General features: G+C 54.6%; 26 protein-coding genes. 8 read left to right on the top strand and 18 right to left on the bottom strand.

Annotated features, from left to right (window positions below; genetic code table 11):
- The first annotated feature begins 433 nt into the window (after positions 1-433).
- The 7 genes from PotMrB4_RS03625 to PotMrB4_RS03595 all read left to right on the top strand — a co-directional run bounded on the left by PotMrB4_RS03625 (position 434) and on the right by PotMrB4_RS03595 (position 4954).
- Entirely contained in the window at positions 434-1426 is a 993-nt protein-coding gene (locus PotMrB4_RS03625) for an SEL1-like repeat protein (protein WP_172432532.1), read from the top strand.
- Between the two features lie 94 nt (positions 1427-1520).
- Positions 1521-1847, top strand: a complete 327-nt coding sequence (locus tag PotMrB4_RS03620; protein WP_172432531.1) for a hypothetical protein — start codon at positions 1521-1523, stop codon at positions 1845-1847.
- A gap of 176 nt (positions 1848-2023) precedes the next feature.
- Positions 2024-2200, top strand: coding sequence for a hypothetical protein (locus PotMrB4_RS03615; protein ID WP_172432530.1), 177 nt, complete (start codon positions 2024-2026; stop codon positions 2198-2200).
- Positions 2172-2633, top strand: coding sequence for a DUF4113 domain-containing protein (locus PotMrB4_RS28440; protein ID WP_172432529.1), 462 nt, complete (start codon positions 2172-2174; stop codon positions 2631-2633). Before PotMrB4_RS03615 ends, PotMrB4_RS28440 begins: the two co-directional genes overlap by 29 nt.
- Positions 2542-3395, top strand: a protein-coding gene (locus tag PotMrB4_RS03605; RefSeq protein WP_172432528.1) for an IS5 family transposase whose coding sequence is annotated in 2 segments (ribosomal slippage) — positions 2542-2884 and positions 2884-3395 — 855 coding nt in all. Because the reading frame shifts where the segments join, the coding sequence is not laid out codon by codon here. Before PotMrB4_RS28440 ends, PotMrB4_RS03605 begins: the two co-directional genes overlap by 92 nt.
- A gap of 302 nt (positions 3396-3697) precedes the next feature.
- On the top strand, positions 3698-4405 hold the full coding sequence (locus PotMrB4_RS03600; RefSeq protein ID WP_172432527.1) for a hypothetical protein: 708 nt from the start codon (positions 3698-3700) through the stop codon (positions 4403-4405).
- Between the two features lie 9 nt (positions 4406-4414).
- The gene (locus tag PotMrB4_RS03595) at positions 4415-4954 is read left to right on the top strand and encodes a hypothetical protein (RefSeq protein WP_172432526.1); all 540 of its coding nucleotides are present in this window, start codon (positions 4415-4417) and stop codon (positions 4952-4954) included.
- Between the two features lie 281 nt (positions 4955-5235).
- Here PotMrB4_RS03595 and PotMrB4_RS03590 read toward each other — a convergent pair whose 3' ends face one another.
- From PotMrB4_RS03590 to PotMrB4_RS03545, 11 genes are all read right to left on the bottom strand, one after another.
- Positions 5236-6333 carry a ComEC/Rec2 family competence protein gene (locus PotMrB4_RS03590; protein ID WP_172432525.1) on the bottom strand — a complete coding sequence of 366 codons (1098 nt, stop codon included), beginning with the start codon at positions 6331-6333 and terminating at the stop codon, positions 5236-5238.
- A complete protein-coding gene (locus PotMrB4_RS03585) occupies positions 6330-6812 on the bottom strand; it encodes a hypothetical protein (protein ID WP_172432524.1) in 483 nt (160 codons plus the stop codon). Before PotMrB4_RS03585 ends, PotMrB4_RS03590 begins: the two co-directional genes overlap by 4 nt.
- 995 nt (positions 6813-7807) lie before the next feature.
- A complete protein-coding gene (locus PotMrB4_RS03580; RefSeq protein WP_172432523.1) occupies positions 7808-8968 on the bottom strand; it encodes a caspase family protein in 1161 nt (386 codons plus the stop codon).
- A 6-nt stretch (positions 8969-8974) separates the two neighbouring features.
- Positions 8975-10084, bottom strand: a complete 1110-nt coding sequence (locus PotMrB4_RS03575) for a patatin-like phospholipase family protein (protein WP_172432522.1) — start codon at positions 10082-10084, stop codon at positions 8975-8977.
- Positions 10085-10271: 187 nt separating this feature from the next.
- Positions 10272-11363 (bottom strand): caspase family protein, encoded by a 1092-nt coding sequence (locus PotMrB4_RS03570; protein ID WP_172432521.1) that lies wholly within the window; start codon positions 11361-11363, stop codon positions 10272-10274.
- A gap of 26 nt (positions 11364-11389) precedes the next feature.
- Positions 11390-13879 carry a GAP1-N1 domain-containing protein gene (locus PotMrB4_RS03565; protein ID WP_172432520.1) on the bottom strand — a complete coding sequence of 830 codons (2490 nt, stop codon included), beginning with the start codon at positions 13877-13879 and terminating at the stop codon, positions 11390-11392.
- Between the two features lie 4 nt (positions 13880-13883).
- On the bottom strand, positions 13884-14717 hold the full coding sequence (locus PotMrB4_RS03560) for a TRAFAC clade GTPase domain-containing protein (protein WP_172432519.1): 834 nt from the start codon (positions 14715-14717) through the stop codon (positions 13884-13886).
- A gap of 3 nt (positions 14718-14720) precedes the next feature.
- Positions 14721-15500 carry a TRAFAC clade GTPase domain-containing protein gene (locus PotMrB4_RS03555; protein WP_172432518.1) on the bottom strand — a complete coding sequence of 260 codons (780 nt, stop codon included), beginning with the start codon at positions 15498-15500 and terminating at the stop codon, positions 14721-14723.
- 172 nt (positions 15501-15672) lie between these two features.
- Positions 15673-16989, bottom strand: coding sequence for a GTPase-associated system all-helical protein GASH (locus PotMrB4_RS03550; RefSeq protein ID WP_172432517.1), 1317 nt, complete (start codon positions 16987-16989; stop codon positions 15673-15675).
- A 357-nt stretch (positions 16990-17346) separates the two neighbouring features.
- Positions 17347-17943: a DUF6088 family protein gene (locus tag PotMrB4_RS28125; protein WP_232060792.1), complete on the bottom strand. Its 597-nt coding sequence runs from the start codon at positions 17941-17943 to the stop codon at positions 17347-17349.
- Positions 17944-17985: 42 nt separating this feature from the next.
- Complete coding sequence (locus PotMrB4_RS03545) at positions 17986-18423, bottom strand: hypothetical protein (protein ID WP_172432516.1); 438 nt, start codon at positions 18421-18423, stop codon at positions 17986-17988.
- An 83-nt stretch (positions 18424-18506) separates the two neighbouring features.
- On the opposite strand from PotMrB4_RS03545, the gene PotMrB4_RS03540 reads away from it, so the two are divergent.
- Positions 18507-18788: a helix-turn-helix domain-containing protein gene (locus PotMrB4_RS03540; protein WP_172432515.1), complete on the top strand. Its 282-nt coding sequence runs from the start codon at positions 18507-18509 to the stop codon at positions 18786-18788.
- 287 nt (positions 18789-19075) lie between these two features.
- Here the strand turns inward: PotMrB4_RS03540 and PotMrB4_RS28120 are convergent, their stop codons facing one another.
- The 7 genes from PotMrB4_RS28120 to PotMrB4_RS03510 form a co-directional block, all read right to left on the bottom strand.
- A complete protein-coding gene (locus tag PotMrB4_RS28120) occupies positions 19076-19327 on the bottom strand; it encodes a BPSL0761 family protein (RefSeq protein WP_330592409.1) in 252 nt (83 codons plus the stop codon).
- Positions 19328-19440: 113 nt separating this feature from the next.
- The gene (locus PotMrB4_RS03535; RefSeq protein ID WP_172432514.1) at positions 19441-19854 is read right to left on the bottom strand and encodes a hypothetical protein; all 414 of its coding nucleotides are present in this window, start codon (positions 19852-19854) and stop codon (positions 19441-19443) included.
- A 2-nt stretch (positions 19855-19856) separates the two neighbouring features.
- On the bottom strand, positions 19857-21854 hold the full coding sequence (locus tag PotMrB4_RS03530) for an integrase (protein WP_172432513.1): 1998 nt from the start codon (positions 21852-21854) through the stop codon (positions 19857-19859).
- On the bottom strand, positions 21847-22908 hold the full coding sequence (locus PotMrB4_RS03525) for a site-specific integrase (protein ID WP_232060790.1): 1062 nt from the start codon (positions 22906-22908) through the stop codon (positions 21847-21849). Before PotMrB4_RS03525 ends, PotMrB4_RS03530 begins: the two co-directional genes overlap by 8 nt.
- Positions 22909-23363: 455 nt before the next feature.
- Complete coding sequence (locus PotMrB4_RS03520; protein ID WP_232060789.1) at positions 23364-24497, bottom strand: site-specific integrase; 1134 nt, start codon at positions 24495-24497, stop codon at positions 23364-23366.
- Positions 24498-24713: 216 nt separating this feature from the next.
- Positions 24714-25208, bottom strand: a complete 495-nt coding sequence (locus PotMrB4_RS03515; protein ID WP_044411072.1) for a single-stranded DNA-binding protein — start codon at positions 25206-25208, stop codon at positions 24714-24716.
- A 9-nt stretch (positions 25209-25217) separates the two neighbouring features.
- A complete protein-coding gene (locus tag PotMrB4_RS03510; RefSeq protein ID WP_172432511.1) occupies positions 25218-26612 on the bottom strand; it encodes an MFS transporter in 1395 nt (464 codons plus the stop codon).
- Positions 26613-26766: the final 154 nt, after the last annotated feature.

The following is a 26766-nucleotide window of genomic DNA, read 5'->3' as shown; positions in this document are numbered from 1 at the left end:
GGATCTTTTGGCCAAAAAAGCGGATGTGGTGGTTGATTTTTTTCGGAGTACTAGTCATATTACCAATACGGCATCATTCGTGGCCGGCACACGCAAATTACGGATTCTCTTATCTCACTTGTACGAAATAGTGGGAGGTGGATCCGTATATCTGCGCGATCAGCCTCCTAAATCTCAGTTAGGAGACTGAAAAATGACAGATTCTGTCCCATCCCCCCTCGCTAGTTCTGATCTCCGCAAGCATAAAGGTCGTGCGCTGGCACGTATTGATCGCGAACAGAAGATGCTGGCCTCAGGCCCACTTGGTGCGGAGCGCCTGGTTCTCAACATTGCAATTGACTACTTGGAACGCCACCCTGGCATGTCCTGGAGCCAGGCCGTTTTCGCGGCGCAAGCATACTGCGATCGAGCTCATGGCTAAGCGAGGACGGCTATGAACAAGCAAACGACTTCCGTTTCGCATAACGACGCCACATATGACCTCAGCATAGGAGGCTGGCTTCAGCATCGTAATAGCAACCTCTTGGAGGCAATCCTTGAGATAGCTATAGAAGATATTCTACTGCCAAATGAGCAGAAAGCAGGTATTTACAAGGCTGAAAAAAGGTCTGAGTACGACACTCAGTCCGAAAGACCATGCTCGTCGGCCAAAAAGTACCTCGATAGATGCTCGCGGCGTGATTTTGGGCTTGAGTGGGACAAGCTCATCAGCGTGGCTAAGCGAAAAATAAATGACACGTGCGTACCTCTTCTAATGGCACAGCATAAGCTCTCTGAGGAAGAGCACTATGAAATCCTGAGGGCAGCGAGCAATGGGCACGTTGCCGCAATGTACTGGATCGGTACTACCCTCAGGAATACCAAGGATGACAATTGTTTATTGTGGTTATCGATGGCTCACAACCGGGGGCATATCGGGGCGTGCTACGAAATGGCAGCACACCTAAAATCCAGGGGTAATCACATAGAAGCTTTACGATGCCTGATAGTATCCGCCGATGGCGGGTGCGATCTCGCCTACATGAGCATCTTCGGCATTGGCGTCTTGGTTAGTATGTCAAAGAGCAAAGAATCTAGTCTGCTTGAAAGCATGTTAGATCAACTTTCGGCAACTCACTCGTCAAGTGCCAGATATCTCAAAGGCATGCTAATGCTCTTTCAAGGCAAGGAGGCTGAGGGGCTTGCTATTTTAGAAGCCTATTCGAAGAACCCGAAGAAAAAACCACCCAAAGAAGACATTGATGCGGTTCATGCAAACCAAATACAGGTTGTCAGTGGCTTCATTGAAGGCGTCTTGGTGGATATTGCTTCAGGGATAGAACCACTGAATGCTATATTGGCTCGTGGCAAACAGGCAGGATTCATCGAATTTGAGGATTATGATGAATTAGCCACAGCATTCAAGAACATGCGCCTATCAGGGTAGAAGGCCGCGACGCTGGCCAGTCTCCACACATTCGGGTGAGAAACTGGATCTCCGCGCTACGCTTCCATCAAATCCATAATATAAGGAGCCCAGAATGAATGCCCCCCAAATACTGGCAGGAGAGCTGTTCACCCAGTTGAAGGCTGCGATCGACCAGGCAGTTGAACAGGAGAGTTTTGCAGTGGCGACTGCTGCTGCAGAAAAATCCGGCATGCAGGGCGGCCGAAAAGACCCTAGCATCATGACCCTAGGCTTCACCTATGAGTATTCAGACGCCACCGGTGCGACTGTAACACTCGTAGTGAGATCTTGGGACACAAGCTCTCCCTTCCAGATCAAGCCAGACCGGAACAAGATGACTGTCGAGTTGGTGAAGAACGGTAAGAAGGTCGATTCCTACACTAATTCGTATGAGGACTGATCGCTCTTAGGGGTACTTTGAGGCTGCTTCGCAGCCTCGCTGCCTTTTGGTACCTGGCGGAATAGAGTCGATATCGCCAGTCCGCAGGCCTCCTGAAAGCATCCTTGGATGATGCCATCGCTGCTAGCTCCAGCTTACCCTCAAGGCTTCATGTGTTTTCTAAAGGCATAGGAAACATGGACGACATCCAAGTCGAATTTAGCGCGTCCGACAAGCTCGGCAAGCTTTACCAAAATACCAAGACCTTTAGTGACCGGGCCACAGAAGTCACCCACCATTTCAGTCGAACCGTTCAAGCTGGCGGTTGTAGACCACCACAAGGAGATGACCGCTTCTGGCCGATTGCTGCTTGATGCAACTGGCCGCTTCGGGTCGACTTCGGCCGGTCGTCACTACGGCGTATATTGGTCAAGCCGCATGCAATCGGGTGGTCAATACGAATGCAAATGCCTGGTCAGCTGGAATGCAATTCGGTGGTCAAGTCAGTGCAATTTCGCAGGTGAGATAACTCCGGATCTGTTTGCGCCCGAACCGCGACGTGGCGCCGAGCGACTGATGGCTGCTGTCGATCAGATCAATCAGCGGCAAGGAAGGGGCACCGTACGAATTGGTAGAGTGCCGGCTAAGCCTTCCTGGGCTCTGTACGAAAAGTCTGTACAGGCAGAATCGCCACCACGATTGGCTGGAGGTCCACATGGCAAGGCGCTACGAACCCCCAGATGCGGGCTGGGAGTTGATCAAGGATCTGGTTGCCCCGGAACAGAAGATGGACCGACCTCGGAGTGATGATCGGCTGGTGCTCAACGGCATCTTTTGGATCCTCTGCTCCGAAGCCGCCTGGCGTGATCTGCCGGAACGTTTCGGCCCGTGGTCGGCGGTTTATCAACGGTTCCGTGACTGGCGAGACGACGGCACGTTTAACCGAGTACTTGAGCGATTGCACGTCCGGTTGAATCAGGAAGGCCTGATCGACCTGGATACGTGGATGATCGACTCCACCGCGGTGCGTGCAACCCGAGCCTCTTCTGGCGCCGGGAAAAAGGGGGGCCAGAAGAACCAGTAGATCATGCATTGGGACGTAGCCGAGGCGGCCTAACCACCAAGATCCACCTGATCTGCGATGCCAACGGGATACCTCTTCGCTTCATGCTGTCACCCGGGCAGGCCAGCGACATTGGCCATGCTCAGCCACTCTTAGATCAGGTACATATCCCCGGAAAGTCGGGACGGCCTCGTAAGCGCTGCCGTTGGTTACTGGCAGACAAAGGTTACGATGCCGAGCATCTGCGCCAGTACTGCGACCGCTACCGCATGCAGCCGGTGATTCCGCAGCGCACCATGAAGCGCAAACCCAAGCCAGGACTACACCGACTGTTTGATCGTCCGAAATACCGGCAGCGGAACATCATCGAGCGGATGTTTGGCTGGCTAAAAGAAAACCGGAGAATTGGCACCCGTTACGACAAGCTCGCCAGGAGTTTTGCCGCAATGGTCACGCTGGCTTGCACGCTGCGATGCCTGCGGCAGTACTTTTCGTACAGAACCTAGCACGCCCTCACTACTGAACATCCAATATCAGTAGCTGAAAGCTATCACCCACTCCGGGGCATCCGCTCGATGAACATCTTTGCCCAGGAAGGAGCCTCTCGTACTCGCTCTGCTGACGTCTGAGACCTGAGGATTGCAACCAGCGCAACCAAGTATTTGTTCACCAGCGGGCAGAGCGGTGCTAAATATGAGCCTAAGCCGCACTCAGGGCCTATTTGCCCATGAACACGCATGCCCAACGGACTGACGAGAGGTGAGCGGGGCATGAAGCTTGCCGCTGCCAGAGAGGGAGGAAGTAAAGTATGGATAAAGTCGATTTAACCGATCTTGATCCCGCAGTCGAGCCTATCGCCGAAAAATTCCATCGGGCTGGGAGAGTAGCGGTGGGAGCGATCCCGGTGGCAGGTGCTCTGGCATTGGAGATGCTGAATTCAGTCCTAGAGCCGCCATTGAGCAGGAGACGCAACGAGATACTGCTTCAAATTGGAGAGACGCTTAATGGCCTAATCGAAAAAGGGCTAGTCACGGAAGTAGGGCTCCAGCAGAACGAAGCCTTCCTAAGCACCGTGGCTGAGGTCTGCAATATTTCTCTAAGAACCCACCAAGAGGAAAAATTATCTGCACTGCGAAATGCGGTAATAAACTCAGCGCTCCCCACCTGCCCCAATGATGACTACCGCCAAATATTCTTAAATTTTGTCGATATATCGACTGTCACACACATTAGGCTTTTGAAACTATTCGACGCCCCGAAAGAGTGGTTCTCACTGAATAGCCGCCCCATGCCCTATCGCCCAACCGTATCCTTGTCTCAAGTTGTAGCTCACGCCATGCCAGATTTGTTTCATGAGCGAGACATCCTGGAAACAGTTTGGGCAGATTTATATCAGAGAGGCCTTGTTGCTGTGCAACAGCTAGAGCAAGTACTTAGCCAAGAGAGCTGCCTATCCAAACAAACAACGGATTTTGGCAGCAAGCTTATTAACTTCCTAAGCAAGCAAATTTGCTAGGGAGCAGCTTTGAATAAAATCTATTTTGCCGGAAACCACCGCCAGCCTTGCGTTGCTGAGTACGCCATAGTCATCGATGACGCCGGCATGTTGCAGCGAGCGCATATCATAGTGGCCCAATCCTCTCAGAAAGGGGTTTGGACGAGCATGTATAATACGGACGAAGGCCGCGACAACGTCTTAAATAGAATACTCAAGCAAGATCTGCCTGGGGTCAGAGTAGAGTTCCTAACCTTCAACATCATACTTGACTTCGGCGATCATATTGAAGGATTGCGCCTCCCCATACACCTCAACGATTTCAGTTACATTAGCAATCGAAACCCCTACACTAGCCGCGCTTTAGGAGGCATCAAAAATATCTTGCTGAATTTAACGGGACGTGGGCGCCGGGAATATACAATACTCAGCTACAATATAGTTGGTGGCTGTGCATCATTTTATACCGATCTCATGGATCCTAAGCGGGAGCGCCTAGACACTGAGGAGGCAAGCAAGCTTCTCCAGCAAGCCGGCTATAGCCGCATCTCAGCCAAAACAAAGTGCTAAAAAGTAGGTTACTCCCCCAGACTATGGCCCCGCGGCGGAGTGTGCCCTCGTTAAGCTGACATGCAGAGCTCTATGGTTCTGGCTACCGCAGCCGCCCGATGTGAATCGCCCCTAGCTTCGTAAATACCTTCAAGCTTCAACAGAGGTCTTTAAGCAACTGCGGAGCAGCTCGCTTTGGGCCGATAGTGGTCGTCGGTGAGAAGCAGTTATCGGCCAACAGTGGGTGCCCCCAGTGAAATGGAAACATCACGATACAGCTAAAGGCCTTGCTCTTTCACCAATTAAAGCAATTCCAACAAGACAGAGGACTCTCCGTCTCCGTATACGGTGCGGTATCTAAATTCCTCCATAAGCCCCTTATCACACCAAATCTCGTTGAATTTTGTTCGATAATTAAAAATTAACGTTTTCTCCTCCCCACCGCCACTGCCATAAAGAACCCGCGCAACAGACTCCAAGTGCGGATGCTTGGTGTTATTAGCTCCATTGGAGCTAAAAATCCATGCAGGCGCCGACAGCAACCCTGCCAAGGTTAAATCGGTATTATTGCGACTACCGTGATGAGCAACCTTCACAACATCGGCCTTGAAATATCCGTTATCTGAAAGCTGACGAATACTACTTGCTATTACTGACGGATAGGCGTCACCGAGCATCAATGCACTCCGCCCTTTAAACTCTAGCAATAACGCGATGCTAGAGCCATTAGGGATAGCTTTATCCTCTACAAAATCACTTTTGGCCAACCCTTCAATGTCGACCCCTCCCATTGCTCTCAGGCCAAGCGCTTCCAGACTGAGCCCTGGCGGGTCCTTGCTCTCAGTCTCGGCTTCTTCATCCGCGGCGAACTCCTCCATCACAAGGTCCCATTGTTCTCCTAACAGCGTAAGCTGCTCGAGCGTCGGCCCAAGCACAGTCACAACCATACCTCCATCAAGGGAATGGGAGACGGTGCCGCCATTCGGATTGAGCGCGATAGCGTTGCCATTCGCGGCTTTATTCCAAGTCGAGTTATGGTTTTTTCGCAGAATCTTAGAGAGACGGATACCCTCCTTAATACCCATTGGGTTGAGACCAGTGGACCTAATTTGCTCTAGGCCGTTGAACCAAATATCACCAAAGGTAATGCCACTAGGCAAATCTTCCAGAAATTTTATGACCCCTTGTATATGATCCAAATCTATATGCGTTACAACCAGAAGCTCAATGTGGAAAGGCGGGGCAATTTCCTTTAATCGCTTAAAAAGATGATCCCCCCCCGTCGTGGTGATTCCCCCATCGATTATGATGTGGCTCGGCGCACTCTCGGTCCCATACTCAATCCACAACGAATCACCCCGCTGGGCCGGGAGGACATGTATTCTGAATACGTTGCTCATATGTTTAACCCGTCTTGCCTAAGCACTGTAAAGAACTCGCTAGGAACAGTTATGCGCCCCAACTGACGTATAAGCGATAACGCTCGACGTGTTTCTTCAATCTCCGGCCCCTCACGCTTCTTTTCCCGGTCATCCCCTTCAAGCATAACCAGCATCTCAGTCAGTCGGCGGACTCCCGTACTCAAGAAAGGAAGGCCACGACGTACGGCCTCTAACACGTACTGTCGGAGCCTCTCAACATTCACTTCCTCGCCACGCTTACCTTCTCCGCAAATCAACTCCATCTGCGCCATTGCGATGGCTCCGTCAGGCAGCATGGGGAACCATTTGTAAAGATTGCGGATCCAGCGCTGCCAACTTGCGGCAAACCGAGTATTTGCTTCCTTTGGGTGCGAAAGAAGCATGTACGCTCCAGCTGCCGCCGCCACCGGGTTCTCGATCTTCTCAAATAACCATGTATTGGCGAGTTCGATCATCATCTGCCCCGCCTCGATCTGCCCATGGTGTAGAAAGCCAAGGAGGCTCATAGCCTCTGCATCATCAAGCTCAGGGGCGCATCGCCAGCGTGCTGAGCTCGTGGACGAATCTTTAGAGGTCATTGCCGTATCTACGACAACTGTCAGCAGGATTGATGGCCAGCAAGGGCTGCCCACGTTATTTAGCGAGACGCGTTTCCACCCCTCAGGAAAGACGGCGCAGTAAATGCCTCCGATGGGATCGTGAACAACTGCATATGCGCGCTTCCCACCATACCTGGAATAGATCGGCGAAGCACTTGGGGGTAGGACTAATCGTGCATTACGCGCATCAGATTGCATAATGGAGAGATTCACAGGGGCAGATACCGATTTGCCCGTCCACCAGTCCACCAAATCTTGGGGCGACATTTCTCCCGTTGGGAAGTTGCGCTTTGGATCCTGACACCTGATCCAACGCTGTCCACTTGATCGAGAGACGCGCTCATGACCACTAATTCGCTGGATATCATCAGTACTGCGGTCTAATGACACTACCGCCTGAGCTGCAAGCTCCCTGAACTTCGGAGACTGTCTGTCAAACACATCCTTAATCAGTGCCCCCCCCTTCAAAATAACAGGCGTCGCCTGACTAAGGGTTAGTTCGAGTGATCTAGCCTCGCTCGCACGGGGCAATATTTGCACGATGCCCACACTTGATGCCGCGCCAAGCCACTCATGCGGCGATTTTATAACTTCAAAATTGATCTCTGTTAGATGCCTATCTCGAACCTCAATACGCTCCGCCTGTACATCACCGTTTGGAAGGAAGAGCCGAATTAGGTATGAGCCAGCGTCGAGTAAAAGTTCTTTGGGGCCCTCGTCAACACTCAGAAGAACCTTTTGACTTGGGCTCTCTGAGTCCTTCCCGGGGACCATTCTTACGTCTGCCATTGCTACGCTTTCTGAGCTAGCCCCTCCGCTCGGCGACGACAGACTGATCGCTAGTCTCCCAGTGCTCATAGCCCTACCTCCGCACCTGGAGGCATGACGTATTTTCTTCTCTGCCCCAAGACCTGTGCTGTATCAGCTGCATCGAGGGCCTCAAAACGATACGCACCAGCTGGAAGCGTGACCCACCATGGTGACGGTGCAGGTGAACGCACTTCACGCTTCTGTGTCCCCTCATCGATATGTGCTAAGACGGTTTGAGGAAGCAAATTGAGATCATGCGTGAATACCTTGACTACCACTTTAGGGTCCGCGCGAAGCCGGTGAATCATCAACTCAGGCCCCGTGTCTCTAGGCTGGCAATACTGCGGCTGCACTTGAAAGGCCATGCTCGCAACGCACTTATTGATACCCTCTGCGAGCGCAGGCACTTGCACCTCCCAGTGATTACCCTTGTCGCGACTTGCAGGCCCATGCATAGACTGCAGCAGCCCCTGAGTGAACAGGCTGGGCTGACCGTCTAAACCATACGCAGCAGATGCCAGGCCTGCAGCAAAATAGACTGGAGCGATTTTGTTTCGTAGATCCCGACTGAGTCCGGCAGCCGCTATGGGATCTCCCGTCGCCTTATCTCCATATGTGGCAAGGAAGTGCTTGTTTGGAGGCGTACGGCAGGCATCAATAAAATGTACTTGATGGTTGGCGCCGCAGTGACGCATTACACCCAAACGCATGCTATCGAAGGCGATAGCATCTGCCATGGGATTACCATGGTCGCCGCCGAAGTCCTCTAGTAAAAGAGCATTTTCCACCTCTCCAAAGGCAAGCCCATGTCCACAGAAGAAGAAGACCGCCATATTTTCTGGGTTCCTGCCAGCACGCTTCATCCAATCCCGCACCGCCTGTCGAACCAAATGCATCTGTGCAGACTGGACAACTTGAAGCGTCCCACTTGAATCCCTGATCGAGACTGGCACATCTGCCGAGCAAAGCACCTGAAGCGATCGCAAAGGACGATCAGGATTATGAAAGCCAGCACCAGAGTCCATAAGCCATGTGGCGAAAGCAGAAACTGATAAGGGAGGAGAAGACAACTGCCCCATGCCCATATGCAAAGGAAAAAGGTTTGCAGGATCGCCGCCATCGTTCAGGAATGGATAGCGACCAACGCCAATCAATAGAACATGAGTACCTGGATCGGCTTTACCATCATCAAGTAGCACGGTCATACGTCTTTACTCAGTTAACTTTGAATCGGGCATAGGAAGGCCGAGAGATTTTTCAATCGCAAACTCCGCACGCGTCCGTAGTGCAGCATCAGCCAACGCATAGCCCCAATTGATGAGACGCTCCTCAGACTCGCGACCAAAATCAGCAAGGCGCGTCGGGAGCCGTGCCAAGGAGCCAGTGACCGTTGTGTCTTGTGCTACTGCGAGCTTGTCCTTGTAGTCTCCTATGTGTGTGTCGATGCCCCAGTAAGCTCCATATCTATTCTTCTTCTCAAAGTCACTTATTAACCATCGCTTTCGTAATGCTCGAGACTGATCAATCAGGATGTCTCGGACCCTGTTCATCTGCAACGGAGTTTCCGAAGGCTCAGGCTCAATTTCAAATGGGGCCCCTGCGTCGCTCACGAGTACTACATCGACTTTGTCAATGAGAGTTTCCAGCCCCATGTTGTCGTATACGCCACCATCGGCCAAAACGATTCGGCGACGTAGCTCATTTAGATAAGGTATGTCTTCGCCACCAGCCCACGCTGAAGAATCAGTCTGTACAATGATTGGCGAGAACACTGGCGGAAAGGCACTTGATGCTGCGACTGCTTGTGCAAGTGGGATGCTGACACCACGTGCCACTCCAATCTTCCAATCGGCCAACATGTCCTGCCGTATACGGAAACTTCGGCCTGTTTGCAGGTTGGTTGCGTAAATAACAAAAAGAGGGCCTTCTCCTTTTGTGGGGTCCGGCATTTGGTTGGTGGCTGCACCATGAAAGAGATGCTTGTCGTAGCACTCAGTCAAATATTGGCCAGCCGATTTGAATGGGGTAAAGAAGCCTTTGACTCCTGCTGCAACGTCAATGGTTTCGCTACAGAACTTCCGTATAGGATCCACCACCTCAATTTGGAAGTTCTTAGCACTCCCGTTGACAAAGTCGAGCTTCCGCCAGCGGTGGGCAAGCAATCCTGCCAAAATCGACCCGCCCGAGACACTAGAGATACGATCCAATTGGCCTAGCAAGCCTGCCTCATTCAGACGCCACAGGCTTCCCAGACTGAAGAGCGTGGCCCGATATCCGCCCCCTGACAAGGCCAAACCAACCGTCTTTCCTTTAATGGCCATACACAGTATCCCTCCCATGCATTTGCTCAACCTATAAAGCAGCCGATCTATCTCTAGGTATAGCCGAAGGGTGCGGGAGGCGAGGATCAAATGTGACTTGAGCAGGCCTCAAGCACATCGGTCACGAGACATAGGCGGCAAAGAAACGCTACGCTAGGAAAGCCTGGGCCAAGCGTAGGCTAGAGTGCTATAGCCTCGCTAGCTGTGGATGGTTAGAAAAGTCTTCCCTCGCAGCGCTAAGCAAACTGCCGAAGTTAATACTCTTGCCTCCACCGCCCTGCTTCAACGTGCGAATCGCCGCATGCCAAGCTGCCTGCCCCGTGGAGTGGAGCTGGAGACGAGACAAGTCCCCACCAGCCCGGCTCCATATCTCTTGGTCTCTCGGGCCGAATGGGTAGAGCTCGACCAAGATATCCTCTAGCTGTGACCAAGGGATGTCTTCCTGGACCGTCGGCTTTGTCTCAGGAGTGTAAGGCGACTTTTTCCCGCCTTGACTCAGCGCGACAGCAAAGTTCCCCTCAAGGTTGTCCGCCTTAAAAACTGGGTGCTGGATGTATGGGGCCAGTTTTGGCACCTCTTCGGAGACGTAGTTAAACAGATCAAAGACCTTGATGAAGCCGCTGGCACTTGTGTCAGCCGCGCCCCGCAGACCTGCGAGTAGTGCAGTTGTGAAGACGCTGTTTCTCGCACCGGCAAATACAGCCGACACTTCATCAGCACGACACGATGCCATCAGCGCACGCCCACTCCCGACCGCCAGCTTCGCAAAGGTGTTTTGGGTATAGCCAGACTTGAACTCGTGGCCCTTACCATCAGTCAATCCTTTCGAAATTGCAGCCCCCCCAGCATGGCAGGCGTCGATAAAAACCAGCAGTCGCTTCGCCTTTATCTGCGCAAGAACCATAGCCAACTCATTCGAGTTAATGGTTGTCCTTTCAATGTCAGCGAGATCGCTGTCCACTGTGACCAGCACGCTGTCCTCATTGCCAGGGGGGCCCACGACCGCACCGTGACCGGAGAAAAACACGCAGGCCGTGTCATCGGGCCCAGCCCGAGCAACCAGCTCATCTAGCCCCTTCAGCACAGCTGCCCGAGTAGCGCCTGCGTCTATCAGAGTGACGACGTTGGCGGGATCATATGCACAGAACTGCGGCGATGAGAGCGTCGCGGCAACGTCGTTGACATCGTTCAGAATCGCAGCAGGCAGGCTGGAGACTTGCTGATAATTCGCTACGCCGATAAGAAGGGCGTGGCCTTGCGGGTAGCCAGTTGGGCTCATGTTTCAACCATGGGTATGTGGAAGCATCAACGCCAGCCAACGATGTCCGTGTCGTTAATAAACAGGCGCAGCTTCTCGTTTACAGGAAAGTCTAGGCACATCACCGTAAGGAGCTCACGCGCAGTCGGACGACCGCCGGAACGGATTGAACTCAATGCCTTGTGCCAACGTGTTGCCCCGTTTTGAGACTTTCCTGGCAGATCGGCATTCTTGCCTCCAGCTCGTGACCATAGCTCGTTGTTATCCGGACCACTTGGATAGAGTTCGCCGGCCTCATCTTCAAAGGCTTGCCACTTTTCAGCAGCGGTTGGCTTTGAGACTCCAAGCTTCCAGCGTGTATATAAGCCAAGCAAGTTAGCGCAAAGCCGAAGCCCTGGTATGAGATCTGAACGATGATCGGCAAATCGGTCTGCAAGATGTTTTGCCGCGCCCGCCCAATGCCGAGACGCCATAAGTGCTCCCAGCTGCATAGAGTCGGCAGGAGAAAGCATGCGAGCTTCCTTTAAGAGGTTGTTCAGCCATGTGATGAACATACCTTCGGGGAATGATGAGAGAGCACTGACGATTGCTAGGCGCACGTTAACCGCCACCGATGACCTTTCCAGCGTGGACAGCAAGCTAGAACTTGCCATGACTGCAAGCTCAAGCGGGGCTTCAGGGAAAGTCATTATCTCGTCTTTCGCAGCAACCGCCAGCCAACCGATTGCGGTCGCCTGTATGTAGCGATCACGCCTTGATGCGGGCAGGAGCGACCACAACCGCGCCCGCTCTGGGGTGGCGCAGAGATCAGCCAGGGGGGTATGTGCCAGCACCTCAAGTAAGCCAGTGTCGACGGGAAGTCCTTCGGCGAGTAGAGCTAACACCGTATCGCGTACAGCGGCGGCGTTTTGGGGAGCGCTCCAAAGAGAAGAATTCTTTTTAATCGCAGCGCCCCACACCTGCTGCTCGGTGATGTCATCGCCGCGGATATCAGACAGGACCTGAGGATGGGCAGCAGCCTGTTCCGCGCACAACTCGATCAAACGCGGGTCTTTATGCACGAGCGCACATTCCAGTGTCTGGAAAGGACTCGCGTACCGAAGAGCCGACAGCAAACCAGCGTAGTGGTCAGGGCCCTTGTCGACTTTAAGCTGCTGACCTGCTGCATCGAGAGGCGGTAGCATTGCAGCTAGTACGGCACCGTATGCGGTTAGCCAGTGCTTTTTCAACAGCGGCGAGAGCAGAGCATTCGGTGCGATAACGTTGAGCTTTCTGGGCACTTCCCCTGCTAGTCGCTGCTCAACTGCTGCATCAGCCGGCAGAATGTCCAAGACCGCGGCAAATACGCCGCAACTGCGCTCAGCCCATCTCCAAATAGCTCGTGCAATGAAGGGGTCATCTCGACAAGCTGCAGTAATTAATCCGGCTGTTACTGCATCGCGCCACGGCGGCAACGCAAGCCCCTCATCAACCGAGGCCACGACCATCTCCATTAAATAGTCGTCGTCCGTAGGAATAAATCCGAGGTTACTGACGAAGAGCTCAACGGCCGACCACAGCGACCGCGTATTGGCAAAGCCAGACAGCACCAAATTCCTCATTAGCAACAGCTGCCTGCAGCCAGCGCTTGGAATCAAACCAATGAACCGCCCAATGAGCTCGTCTTTGATGCCTGTGCCGAGCGCCGGCTGATTTGAGAGGCCGTCTACCAGCCGTATGGCTGCCAACAAATCATCGAAGCTTTCACCGCCGGAGAGAAGGGTATATAGCCGTTCAAGCCGGCTCAATTCTCTGAGCGTACGTACGTCGGAGCCTAGGTCCTCGGCAAGAGCCAGGAGTGGTTGCACGTCGCGCTGACCACAGAGAATGCGAGAGGATTCAGAACTCGGTACTTGATCGTCTGACTTGACTATAGAGTGCTTCGCCCAGCGAGCTTGGAGCTGTTCTGGCGTGCATACAAGCGTCGGAGTGGGTAGTTCTACCACGTCTTTTGGACCGAAGCTCAGTCGGAACGCAAAGGTTCGCCTTAAGGCCGGCCATAGGTTCCTCCATAAGGAATCGACGAGGTGTTCGAAGCCCTCAGTACCCAGTCGGACAACTGGAGCGTCCCCTTGGACTGCCAACGCATTGGCCGTACCGATCAAGTCAGCGGCCGACGCGTGGCCACTCTCGGCAGTATCAAGCTCAAGCGTAGTCACCGAAATGGGGCAGTCTGCAGCCGAGGGTGCCAGCCGACTAAACAGCACGGCCAGGCTTTCGACCACACCCATATCGTCCAAGCTGGCGATTAGCGCATGAGTCAGCACCATGCCACCGCGCGAGGCGCTCAAGTCTAGGAACGTACGAGCGAGAACGTAGTGGTCATCGATAGGAAAGCCGCGAATGAAGGGCGACCATGCTTGGACGCCTGCAGGCACGGCATCTGGCAAGTCGAGTTTTGATGCTATGGCAGCAGCTATGGGCGCATTCGTACTCGATGCTCTGAGTCCGTGACCTCGGCCTAGGATCTCGCCATAAACGGCCTGTTCAACTCGCATTCGCTCAGGTCCGGTCAGCCATCAAGCGCTGGATCGGTAAGGTGATGTCGGTGCTCTTCACACCGTTGGGTAACACCACGTAGCCGAACTCTTCAGGACCGCGAATTGCGTACTCCTGGTCCGCATTCGTCTGGCTGAGCGCGCGCTCCAGGGCCGACAAGCCAATGACAGTGGGTGAGGTCCAATTGCTGCGCACAAACGACCATAGCATCGGCAACCGAGACGCCAAGAGGTCAACTGGAAGTTCTGTGGTTTCCAGCTCATCCCAACAGCTCAGCAAGATAGTCAGGCGAGGCTTGCAAAGCGGCCGGTCCAAATGGAACTGCGCCAGGTAAAGCAGCATTTGCAGGAGCTCTACTGTCCTTGCCTGATCTGACAACTCGTTTGCTGTCTTTCCCTCGTCCCCAACCGCAGCGAATGACTGCAGCGGACGCGAGAACAGGTCGTCTTCGGACCTAAGTGAATGCAGCCTGATGAGCAAGACCCAGTCCGTGGCTCCGAGCACACGCTCGCGCCAAGCGACCGGAATCCGGCGCTGCGTGACAAGGTTGCGAACTTGCTCGCCACCGTAGTCCGGCCAAACCAGTTCCGCATCGTGGCCGTCCTCGTCCGTAATTGGCCAGACACTTTCAACATATGCACCGGCTGGCGTATGGTTGGTCGACCTTCCCTCAGTCAGGCAACTGAGAGCCGTATTGAACGCCTCCAGATTCGTTGGGGCGCCGGACATCTTGAGTGCACACGCCTTGACCATGAGCCGCTTCAAGAACTGGGCCCCGTAGTGAGTCTTCCCGACGTTCGACTCGCCGACCAACAGGATGGTGTGTTGAGCTGCCACCAACTATCTCCTACCGAATCGAAAAAACGGGTCATGACCAGAAGTTTCTGCCGTAGGCAAATTCACCCCTAAGCGTTTAGTGGAAAGAATCCAGTTAAAAAGCTCGCGGAAGCCCTCTGCAGCGTCAGCCTGGGGATAAACGCTAACTGTAAACTCCGGGATGCTTGATGAGCCAGACACGACCGCCTTTCGGATCTGCGCCTCCATGGCTGGCGCCACGTCTACGTCCCCCTTCGTCCAGACGAGCGCCATGCGCCGCCCGCGAGCCTCAGCCATAGCGCGCTGAGCAAGCAGCTGGAAATCGTTCCTGGCTGTTCCCATCTTAGGGCCAGCAAGTGCCTCACGGTCAGCAATCAATAGCGTGACGTCTGCGTACCGGGCGATCCAACGGGCCCCTTCCGCATCAGCGGCCTGCTCATTGATCGCCCATTTCTGAAACCACTCTCCGGGGGCATCGGCAAAAAGAAAGTCGCGCAGCGAACCATCCTCACGACGAAAGCTGAGGTGAAGCATGCCCGGTGCTCGTGCCGCTCCGCTCGGCGTGTGGGGCGGAAAGCTTGGGGGCAGCCCCGGCTTCCAGCGCAGACTGGTCGCCACCGCCTCCCAGCCGGCCAGCGTGTACGAGTTGCTGAATACATTGGCATCTGTAGTCAATGCGCCTCGCCCTAGCAGCAGATAAAACGCACCGAGAATGGTCGTCTTACCTGCGCTTTCCGGGCCCACGATGCCGATAGTAATGGGCTTGATCTTGCCGCTGACGAAGTTGAGGTCAGCCTCTCCCATTGCTAGGCCGCTCCATGGGAGCAGCATCTGATCGGAGTCAGTCGAAGCGACTACTTCACCTTTGCTAACGTGCTTCCACTCGGGGCACATATCAAGACAGATATGGCCAAGCGTGCAGGTGGTGTTGTCGTCAGCGAAACAGTTGGGATGGGGGCACCGGTTCATGGGCGTTCTACTTCTTCTTAGCCCGCTTGGTTGAGGTATCGCTTATGGCACGTGCGGCCTGAAGCTCGCGGAAGAGGTATGCCCCCCAATCGGAGGGGGTCATCTTGGTGTAGGCGTCCAGACCACTGATAGCACGTAAGGTCGCCACTTCGTCTGCGCCTGAATCATTCGGGTGCCCAATCAGCGACAACAGCGGGCCTCTGCCAACGGGTGCAGCTGCGTACTGAGCTGCCAACGTGCGGAACGGCTGCATAATTTCAGCTGTCTTGGCTTCATGCACAAGGCTAGCGACGTCAAGCTCACCGTTACCTTGTCCCTCCCTATCAATCGGAAGGGCACGAATGGCCTCACGCAGAAAGGCCGATACGCTCGCGGGTGAAAAAGTTGGCACCTGCTCGTGCAGGTCGAGTGCCATCAACGCAGAAGCTTCGAAAGGTGGTAAGTCAAGATAACTCGCATGAGCACTTGGAGAGTAAAGCGCTTCCTTCCACCAAAGCAGGCTCGTGCGGCGCTGCAAACCGGCCGTCGCCCCGCTAAAGCTGGCTAACGCTTTGTCAACGTGATTAGTGACAGCCTTAGCCAGGGTGGACAGCGGACCTGAAAGGTCAACTGGTACTGGAGCCAGGTCTTCGGCCAACACATTGAATACGTCTGCAATGGCGGCACTCATCTTGTCTGCAAACGGTCCCGTCCAGTACTGGGGCTGGTTAGATTGATGCTGATTCGGATTGTTACTGCCCCAAGGCCCCGCGGCAGAATAGATGTTCTCTCGCAGCGTACTCTGATCAATAGTGGGTGTCTCATAGTCCATAGATGCTGGAGCTGGCGGCGTGTACTGCAAGGGATCGACCGTAATAGTATCCGGCGTTGCCCACTCCGCCTCGGCGCGCGCATCAACCCTCACCTCAATTTCGCAAACAGCTTCGCGCCAGATACCAGCTTCGTCAGATGTCTCCGTGTGCCCCAGGACATTGCGGGCCGTGTTTGTGAACGCAACGGCAATCGCATCGTCCAAACGCGCCGCCTGCATGATCGCGTCCAAGAGGATGGCTCGTAATATGGCGACCGGGCGACCGGGAAAGGCGTTAGCAACGGTCTCCCATTGCTTGCGGAGGAAGGCCATAGCCTCCTCTACTGTTGGGTCCGTAGATGGGATGTTGGGATCGGCCGCCACCATTGTGAAGATGGCAGTCTTTGACGGTTTTTTTCGAAGATCGGCTGACAGATCTTTAGCCGTGGACCGAAGTTTTTCGAGTTTGGCGTCATCGCCCTTGAGGTCGATCGCTCCAATTTCAAGAAATTTCAACAAAAATTCCTGTTCCACTCCCTGGCCTCCCGAGCTCTCTTGTAATGTCGCAAAATGATACTTGAATAGGCCCCGCTTCCCTAGAGACCTCCGAGCCTCATTGGACTACCCCGCTCTAATAGACATTTTCTAGCCTATAGCGAAGCACCGGCGTATCCCCGGCTTCATGGCCGCTATATTCCTTGAAACAATCCAAGCCGATTAAGGACGGCTGGGTCTCCCACATGTCGCTATGGCCGGCTACCAACAGATTAAACATCCCCTATTCCTCGAAGCGACGGAGGTCTGACAGGGAAGGTAGCACAGGATGGAAAAAGCCCCGCCTAGACAAGGAGTTGGGGGACAGCTAGTGGCCATTCGCGGCCGGACGCCACATCAAGTCGATGCCGGATGAGCGCGAATTGCATTCGCAATCCAAGCGGGGAAAGAACTTCGCGCGCTCTCCAAGGCTGCCCATTCATTTTCGGGCAACAGCTCCTGGAGTCTGGGCACCGCATTGTGCACCCAAGCTGGGCCAAGCCACTCAAGCGCTCGGACGGCATCCCCCGCTTCAGTCGGCCCCAGAGCCATCAACCACCGAGGCGCATGTCGAATTGTGACGATGGTCTTGCCGACCTGAAGCTCTCTGGATCGCCCAGTGGTTAGATAGATATACCGAACAGGATTCTGCGTTATCAGCCCCAAGGTATTTGCAGCACTAGCACCTGTGACGACTATCAGTTCGTCCAGCGCTTTAGCCAGTGAGCGGACAACCAACTCAGGTGCCGGCGGGCGGACGCCAAAACGGCTAGCGACTGCTGACACATAGAAGCCCCGAGCGACGCGAAACAGCCTTCCGCCTACGACCAAGCGGGAAAGACCTCGCTGTACTGTAGAGCGAGATCCAAGATGCAGGAATGAGCCTACCGTCAGGACCTCGCCCTCTGGAAACTCTTGAGTGATGCCCAGGATCTTTTCGGGGAGAGTCTTCATTAGCCGGTCAACACCTTCCCAAGGACTACGGCTACTAGCATCTTAAACAGGGCACACAACCGAGCAATATATCTGGCGCTTGGATGCCTCCTGAGAGTTCTGGCAATCCCTGTGCGAGTAGGTCTGGCCGGATGCCGTCTTGAAGTCGTAGCCCAAGACTCGATCGTCCCGGTCATAGACCCTTACTAGCTCGGTCAACCTCTCCATCGTCCAATCACTGGAGCCATTCAGCCGGGCTGGAAGCACAACCTGAACTGCCTCGATCAGGGTTCCCGCTGTACGCTTCTCCAGCATGTGTTCCAGCTCATCCTCTGAAGAAATCAGGAGCATCGTTCTCCATGCTGCTGCCTTCTGAGGGCGGTTAACCATCACGTAAAACCAAGGGCGGTGCTCCTCAAGCTCAACGCACCGCCACATTTGGAATTCATCTCCAAACATCGGTGGATACGCGATTTCAGCGCACTTGTACGTGATAAACATCAGCACACCCCCTTTTAAGCTATATATAGCATAGCCCTGAAAGCACCAAAAAGGCTTCATCGTTCCTTTTGCGAGACAGCAAAGTGGAACTCAATGAAGCGCTTGGTCTGGTGATCAAGAATCTGAGAAATGCGAAGGAGCTGTCTCAGGAAGGCTTAGGACCCAGCCAGAGCTACATCAGCGCGATTGAACGCGGCAAGTGGAAACCATCCATTGAAAAGGTTGAGCAGATCGCGGAGGTGGTCGGCATTCATCCTCTAACCCTGCTGGTTCTGGCATATCAAAAGCAGACGCCTGGACTGAAGCCTGATGAGCTGTTGAAGAAAATCCAACGAGAAATCACGAGCCTGAAGGGCAGCCTGTGAGAGATTTGCCTAGATGAAGTCGATACAGGTAAAAATCGAAGACTGGGATGGCGCCGGAGCCGTCGGCACCACTCGCTGCCTCGTGCTCAGTAAGTCGCCGCAGATCCCCGACCGTATAGATGAGCTTGTGAGTACTTGGGACGGCTCCACTCCGAAGCCCCCTAAGAAATAATCTGGTTTCGAGATCCCCTGCCAGCTACCCTAAGCACGCAGCCCAAGAGCTTCCTCTCCCGGGCGTTGTACCGGTGATGAAACTTGGTTCGAGGCGGCCCCTGAGGCCGCCTTTATCATTTCTGGCCGGCAGAAGTCGGAGCGAACTCTTTGAATGTGGAGCTGAAGACTGGCCCCATAGCCCCCAGTGGCAAGGTCTCCGATTGCTCCTCTATCCTCCCAGCAAGGATCACATCATTGCGCGAAGGGAAGTGGCGCAAGAGAAATATGGCATCGCTCCGCACTTTCTCGGGCAGGCTGCTATCTCGAGACAAGTTGACGAGGAAATCTCGGGTTTGCACCACCGCGCGTGAGCGCTCATCTGGCATTGTCATTTCCATCTCCGTGCGAAGCCGGATACGGTCAGCCTCATCTAACCCTAACTCTACTGCTAGCACCTCCTCCGTGGTAAGCGGCATCGCGCCCTCTTCGGTAGGCTCACCTAAGCGTTTTCCTCAGACGAGTCACGATCAATTCTTGGAAGCGGAGCATCAAGTATTTCCCTAGACAGACCTCGCTTCTGAGCGTTGTACTGCCATCGAATGAATCGCTCTAGCAGACGCTCATTCTCAGCCTTAAGGCGCTGACTTTCGCTCTCCAAACGATGGATACGCTGCTCTGCGATCGCTAAGCTTTGCGGCCGCTTCGTAGGCTTCAATCCGGTCTTCAGCTGGACTTTCTTGTTGCTGAAGGCGCTCTTAATCGGATCATGTGCATTGAAGGTCTGGCGAGTCGGTCTCGTCCCAATCAGGCTTTCAGCCTTGTCACACAAGGCCTCCCAAGTGAGTTTGCCATCCCAGGCATCGATGAGACCGATTACCAACCGGATATCTCTGTCCGTTAGGTGCTTCGCCATGGTTAAAACACTCCGAGCAAAACGCGCAGCTCATCTACAGGCGGCTCGATAGCCGCTATTTTTGAAGCCTCCTCTCTGGCAGCAAGCTCACGCTTCAAAGGGCTGAACTCTTGGTCGTTGCTAAGCCGGATAACTGCGCCATCAGGAAGCTCAGAAGACTCCAGCATCTGAATCAACTGATCCAACCTCTCCAGGGTCTTGAACTGATGTTGGCTCCATCGATCAGCGCCGTACGTCCCAACAGCATCAGCAGCTTTAGCCTTCGCCAACTGTTCCCGGGTGTACTGCTGTTGCTGCTTGAGGCGCTCAAGTTTGGTCGCATCGCCCTTCACGCAAACCTGCTCACTGCAATTCAGACAGTCTCGATGCTTCTGGCAAGGCAGCATCGAATAGTCATGTACGCAGAATCCATACTCTGTGACATGAGCGATGCCCTCTCCAACTGCCTCTAGGTCTGCATAGGTGACAGGCACATTGGCCTGCACCTTTCCGAGCACACCACCAACCCCAACGCTTCTTGCCAGGTCGACATATTCGCTGTCGCTCATGTGGTTGTAGACCGCGTTCTGGTGAATATTGGCTCGGCCAGACCATCTGGCGATGTCTAGCTGCCCTAAGTCACCACGCTGAGCAATAGTGTTCAGGAAATGGCGTACCTGATGGGACGTAAACGATATCTCGGTTCCATCAGGGTTCTTGTAGCCATGGCGCCGCCAGATGCTCCTTTCTTGTCCGTCGATGTGGTTCAGGTCAGTGGTGAATGCGCTTTTACCCGGCACCCATAGTTTTATCCTACTGGTAGCCAGATCATCCCTAAGTTCATGAGCACGGAAGCAGCAGAGAGCATTGGAGTACTTAACCCCTCGCTCCTCGTTAAGCCATGGCCAGCCAGAGGGAAGTTTGCTGTGGCAGAATTTATTTAAGAACGCGAGGGTTAAAGGCGCTCCGCTCTGTCGCAGCACGGCATACGGTGGGTAATTTTTGAAGTAAGCATGAAGAAGATAACTACCCCCGCTCCACCTGAGACCCAACGCGGAGCATGCTTGCGCCATAGATAATGGCGCATCCTCAGAAACATCCGGACAGTCTTCATGCCGATAGAATTTATCAGGGTGCTGCTCATACCAGTTGGCGAGTTTCCGCCCTTCCGCTGAGAGCTCAGTCAGCCGGCGAACAGCTTCTTTCGCAACATCAGTCATCGAAGTCGGCAGCCACTTGATATCAGATCCGAAACCTTTACCCGCATAGAACCGCAGCCCCAAACGAGAGACACCTTGAGCGTCCACCTCAGGATGCAGACAATTAGCAGGCAAATCCTGCACCTCGGTAATCCGCGACGGTGCGCACATCAAGAGTCCAAAAATAGAAGTGGTAAAGCGATCCCTAGCGCTAGGTAAATCATTGGCGAACATCTCGGCCATGGATTCCAACAGATAATCCTCTGGAATTTTCTCTGTTCTTCTTTGTTTTGTTTCACTATCCGTATGATTGAGCTCTGTTGGCTTCTTAATTGCGTGATGCCATTCAAGCCTGCTTGGAATGATGCCACTTCCGTTGAGGAACTCGACCAGTGCCACAAGACTGATAGCAGCCTGATAACTTGTCGACTTGTATTCACGAGCTACTTCACCTGCCACATCCATTACGAGGTGATCTACCAAGGTGATGTCCGCCTTACCCTTCGCGGTCAAAAGAGCCCTCTCAATACAGCGGATCGCTTTGAACTCATTCTTTAGCTTCGTAGGCTTATGACCCTGCTGGTAGCGTATGTAGGCTTTAGCAAAAGGAACAATTTCAGCATTCAACATCTGAGAAAGAGTGAATCCTCGAGCAGGTGCTCCCATTACAGTAAAATTACCTACTCCAGGCCATGCATTCGCATCCCAGTCCAGATCCGCTCCAAACACGGTTAACTGATCGCGACACATTGCGACAAAATCATTCAGGTTCCCTTTGCAATCTCTTTGATATTTCGGCACAAACAGCAGAATGTTAGACACTCTCTACTTCACCTCTCATATCTCTGCAACGGTTGATTACATCACCCACAGCAAGAATAAGGCGATCGTTTGCTGAAGCTATCTTCAGATCACCGGTGTTGCCGTAAACTCGATCTCTCTCTTGAGTGAGCAGCTCCAATACTTCTTCGTGGGGACCATCAAGCCAGGGCTGAAAATGGCTGCAGGTGTAACAGGCAACTGGGGCCGCCGCACCACAGAATCCATAGCTACCGCAGGTGCCTACGTGGTTTTTACCAGTAAAAACTCGGCTGTTTGGATCATCTCCACGACGGGCCTCAAGCTCCGACCTAACGAGCACGCCGCGGAACGCCTGAGCATAAGGCGCGAGTTGCAAAGCAACTGCCTTATCAAGGCGCTCGACAATATCTGGTATATTTTTCACATACATCCCTACGTTCTGGGTATCAGTATGATCCAAAGCCTCGGCAATGATGTATTCACCTTTCCCCTCACGAGCTAAATTTGTACCTAAGGTATAGCGAAATCGATAAGGATTAAGGCGAAGCGGCGCTCCAGTACGCTCGCTAAATACAGCGATCACCCTGGCAACATGCAACATCATATCCCCCACATGACTACTGGGAATATGCAGCCGATCGCTACGCAGCAGCTCTTCAATATCTGACAACCCGCGGAGAGAGTACGTAACCGGAAATAACGGGAGCCCCATCGTTATTTCGTTAGAGAGCACTTCGCCTGCTTGTTCTGAGAACGCATGTCTCACTGCCTCGGCTTGCAGCTGCAACAATAGCCAAAGATCTTCAACAATGTAGAAAAACTTGAAAGCGGAGCGCCATGGCGAGTTGCGCTGCTTGGCCCTAGGAAAATTGATCCCATAAGAGCCAGGTATAGGGGAAACAAGATCCTTGAGCTTCAGCGCTGCAATCTGCACTGGTCTCCGACCTGTCATAGCTAAGATCATCGCTATACAGGTTTCTGCCAAAGACAAGCGCTGTTCGGCAAATACATCAATCACCGCGGCGGCGACTGCCTGAAGCTCGATATCGGTAAGAGGGCCACTCTCGGGGCACATTGATTGAACAATGCGCCCTTTCTCGCCCCCTTAAGTACCCACTTGCTGAGCAAGACCAGCACCTCATCGGCGATACCTGGGAGGCCTAATTTCGACCATCGTCGGATGACCGTGCGCAGCCCCCCCATTCGCCACTCTGTTTTCGTTGTCAGAGTTGAGCGGTATGAGATCAATGAGGCTACGGAAAATAGTTCAGAGCCTTCCATTTTCCTACAGTATTGTAAAATCATCTCATAGGCAGCTTGCGAATAGGTAGGAGAGGCTGTCCTTGCATAAAACTCGAGAACACGCCGAACCGAATAGTCCCGTTCCTGCAAATACGGCTTCAACTTAGAGATGGGAATCGCCACGTCCTTGTTTAGCCGCCACCGATCGCTACTGAATTCCACCCTGTAGCCGTCGCGAGAATAAAATTCCTCAACTGCTAATGCCTCAAGAGTAGACGCCTTCATCTTTCAATCCTCTCGCGCACCTTTCAGATATCTGCCTTGGAGCGAAAGCACGGCCTCAGCAGCTTGCTTCTTGATATGCCTTCCATTGTAAATAGCTGCAGTACCAGATGTTTCTTTCCAGCCCATAAGGTACGAACGAATTTTTTCTTCTCTTTGAGGCGACACCCTCTCGGCACCCATCATCTTGGAGAACAAATAATTCCAGTGATGTCGTAAGGCATGCGCATGAAGACCAGAGCCTTCAGAAATAGATGCAATCGTCCGCATCCACTTCTGAAAGGCTGATACTGAAAGCGGGAGCCCCTGTGTCGGCCCCTCCTTGTGAGTGATAAACAGGTACCCATGACTTTTCGCCGCCGGGAACTTTCTTCGATGACGCAGCACATAGTCGTGGATATAAGAGATGAGTTCTGAAAGGAGCGGGATAATACGTTGTCGTGTTTTGGCTGTAGGCTGGTGAACACGGACGTCCCCTGTTGAATCGGGGCGTCTAACTACTCTTAATGTTCCTTGGAGGAAATCGATGTCGTCAATCTTCAGATTGAGAAGCTCTCCACGACGGAGCCCCGTCGCGTGGAGGATCATGAACATCAGCATATTGCGGAGTTTGACTGCATAATCCCGCGCAGGATTATTTTCGGAGTTCGGCTTGAGAGCTGCCAGTACAAGATCAACAACAGCGTCGTCTAGGTGTCGTTCGTCTCTATCTAGAACAGAGTTACTAGGTTTGCTTGGTCGGCCTGCTTTGATCATCTCGACCATCGCTTCGGCATCCGAATCGCTTTGCCCATTGGGCCTTAGCCGACTCGCCAAAAAACCCAAGTAGTTGGCGGAGATAGTTAATCTGAAATAGTAGTTACTGCTACATACTGCCCGCCGTCTTCCATGAGTGCGGGTAACCGGCAGGCTTCGGCGATAGGAAGGAACGGTGTGTTGTAGGAAATCGCACAGTTCCCTGACTTGCGGCTCCGCAAGTACCTCGCCCCGCGAAAAAAACGACTCTAGGTCAATGCCGACTTCAGTCTCCCACGCATACAAAACCTTTATCACGCTCAACGCATTTAGGACGGAATTAGCAGCCAGCGAGCGAGAACGTAAGCGCCAAGTGGCAAAGAGATTCGGGTAGTACAACGGCATGCCTGCTCCGTCGACTAACACAGCACACCGCTCACCACTCGCGGCCATAAACCTACGGATTGATGTCTCCAACACACACCTCCGAAATCTCACATTTCTGCATGGTGTGTGATCATTGAAGACTAGCAATTGGCTTTTTACATCGTTAAAAATGAAAAAGCCCCGCTAATGCGGGGCTCTCCAAGAGAAATCTTACAGTTTTCTCTAAGGTATTCGTCAGAACGGGATGTCGTCGTCGAAGCTGTCGTAGTCCGGGGCCGGCTGGGCGGCCGGTTGCGGAGCCGGGCGGGACTCGCGCGGGGCGGACTGCTGCGGCTCGCGCTGCGGACGCGGGGCGCGCGGGGCGGAGTCGCCATCGCTGCCGGGACGACCGCCGAGCAGTTGCATCTGGCCGTTGATGTCCACGACGATTTCGGTGGTGTAGCGGTCCTGGCCGTCCTGACCCTGCCACTTGCGGGTGCGCAGGCTGCCTTCGACGTAGACCTGGGAACCCTTGCGCAGGTATTCGCCGGCGATCTCGGCGAGGCGGCCGAAGAACACCACGCGGTGCCACTCGGTGCGCTCCTGCTGCTGGCCGGTCTGCTTGTCCTTCCAGCTCTCGCTGGTGGCCAGGGTGATGTTGGTCACGGCGTTGCCGTTGGGCATGTAGCGGACTTCAGGGTCGCCGCCGACGTTGCCGACCAGAATGACTTTGTTAACCCCACGGGCCATAACGTTCTCCTAGGCTTCAGCACGTTCGGGCGCCGGCTTGATCAGGCGCTCCAGGGACGTGCGGTCCAGTTTTTCGGTATCCACTTTGATATAGATGGCGGCTTCTTCGACCACCACCACGGCATCCGCCACTCCGGGCAAAGCCAGCAAACGCGGGACCAGCGTCGCATCGCCGAGGGCCGCTGCATCGAGCGGCTGGCGCAGGCTGGTCACGTACGGAGGTTCGCGCATAGTAACAGCAATGGCGACCCAAATCGCACAGAGCGCCGCACATCCGATGAACACGACGGATAGGCCGCCATGCTGGAACAACCAGCCGCCGAGGATGCCGCCGAGGGCGGCGCCGAGGAACTGGCTGGTGGAGTAGACGCCCATGGCGGTGCCCTTGCCGCCGGCCGGGGCGACCTTGCTGATCAGCGAGGGCAGCGAGGCCTCCAGCAGGTTGAAGGCGGTGAAGAAGACGATGGTGCCGATGACCAGGGCGCTCAGGGTGTCGCCGAAGGCCCAGAAGAACAGTTCGCAGGCGGCCAGCACGCTGACGGCGCCGACCAGCACGCGCTTCATCTGGCGCTTCTTCTCGGCGTAGATGATGAACGGAACCATGCCGAAGAACCCCACCAGCAGTGCGGTGAGGTAGACCCACCAGTGCTGCTCCTTGGGCAGGCCGGCCTTCTCCACCAGCGCCAGCGGCAGGGCGACGAAGCTGGCCATGAGCACGGCGTGCAGGGCGAGGATGCCGAAGTCCAGGCGCAGCAGGTCGGGGTGCCTGAGGGTCGGCAGCAACGCCTGGCGGGCCACGCCGGATTCGCGGTGCTGCAGCGGCGAGGCGGCCCGGGGGACGAACAGGGCGATGATCAGGATGCCGACCAGGGCCATGGCGGCGGTGATCCAGAACAGCCCGGCCAGGCCGAAGGCGCGGGTGACCAGGGGGCCGACCACCATGGCGACGGCGAAGGAGACGCCGATGCTCATGCCGATCATGGCCATGGCCTTGGTGCGGTGCTGCTCGCGCGTGAGGTCGGAGAGCAGCGCCATGACCGCAGCGGAGATGGCCCCGGCCCCCTGCAGGACGCGCCCCGCGATGACGCCCCAGATGGAGTCGGCGTTGGCGGCCAGCACGGCACCGGCGGCGAAGATCAGCAGGCCGATATAGATCACCGGCAGGCGGCCGATGCGGTCGGAGACGATGCCGAAGGGGATCTGCAGCACCGCCTGGGTCAGGCCGTAGGCGCCGATGGCCAGGCCGATCAGCGCCGGGGTGGCGCCGGCCAGGTCCTGGCCGTAGGTGGCCAGGACCGGCAATACCATGAACATGCCGAGCATGCGGAAGGCGAACACCAGCGCCAGGCCACCGGCGGCGCGGGTCTCGCGACCGCTCATGCGTTCGGAATGGGGATCGTGCATAGATGCCTCGTGACAGGAAGTGCGGGAATGCGTCATGCCCCGCGTCGGGCGCTGGCACCCGGTCCCCGGGTGCGCGGCTGCTGCCTGCGCCGGAAAAATGCGGCGCATTCTAGCAGTCCCGGCCGGTCAGGACACTGCCGTGCCGCTTTGCCGC

This window comes from Metapseudomonas otitidis (genome assembly GCF_011397855.1).
Classification (GTDB): Bacteria; Pseudomonadota; Gammaproteobacteria; order Pseudomonadales; family Pseudomonadaceae; genus Metapseudomonas; species Metapseudomonas otitidis.
Note: the sequence above shows the minus strand (reverse complement) of the source record. Positions and strands in the feature narration are given on the sequence as shown.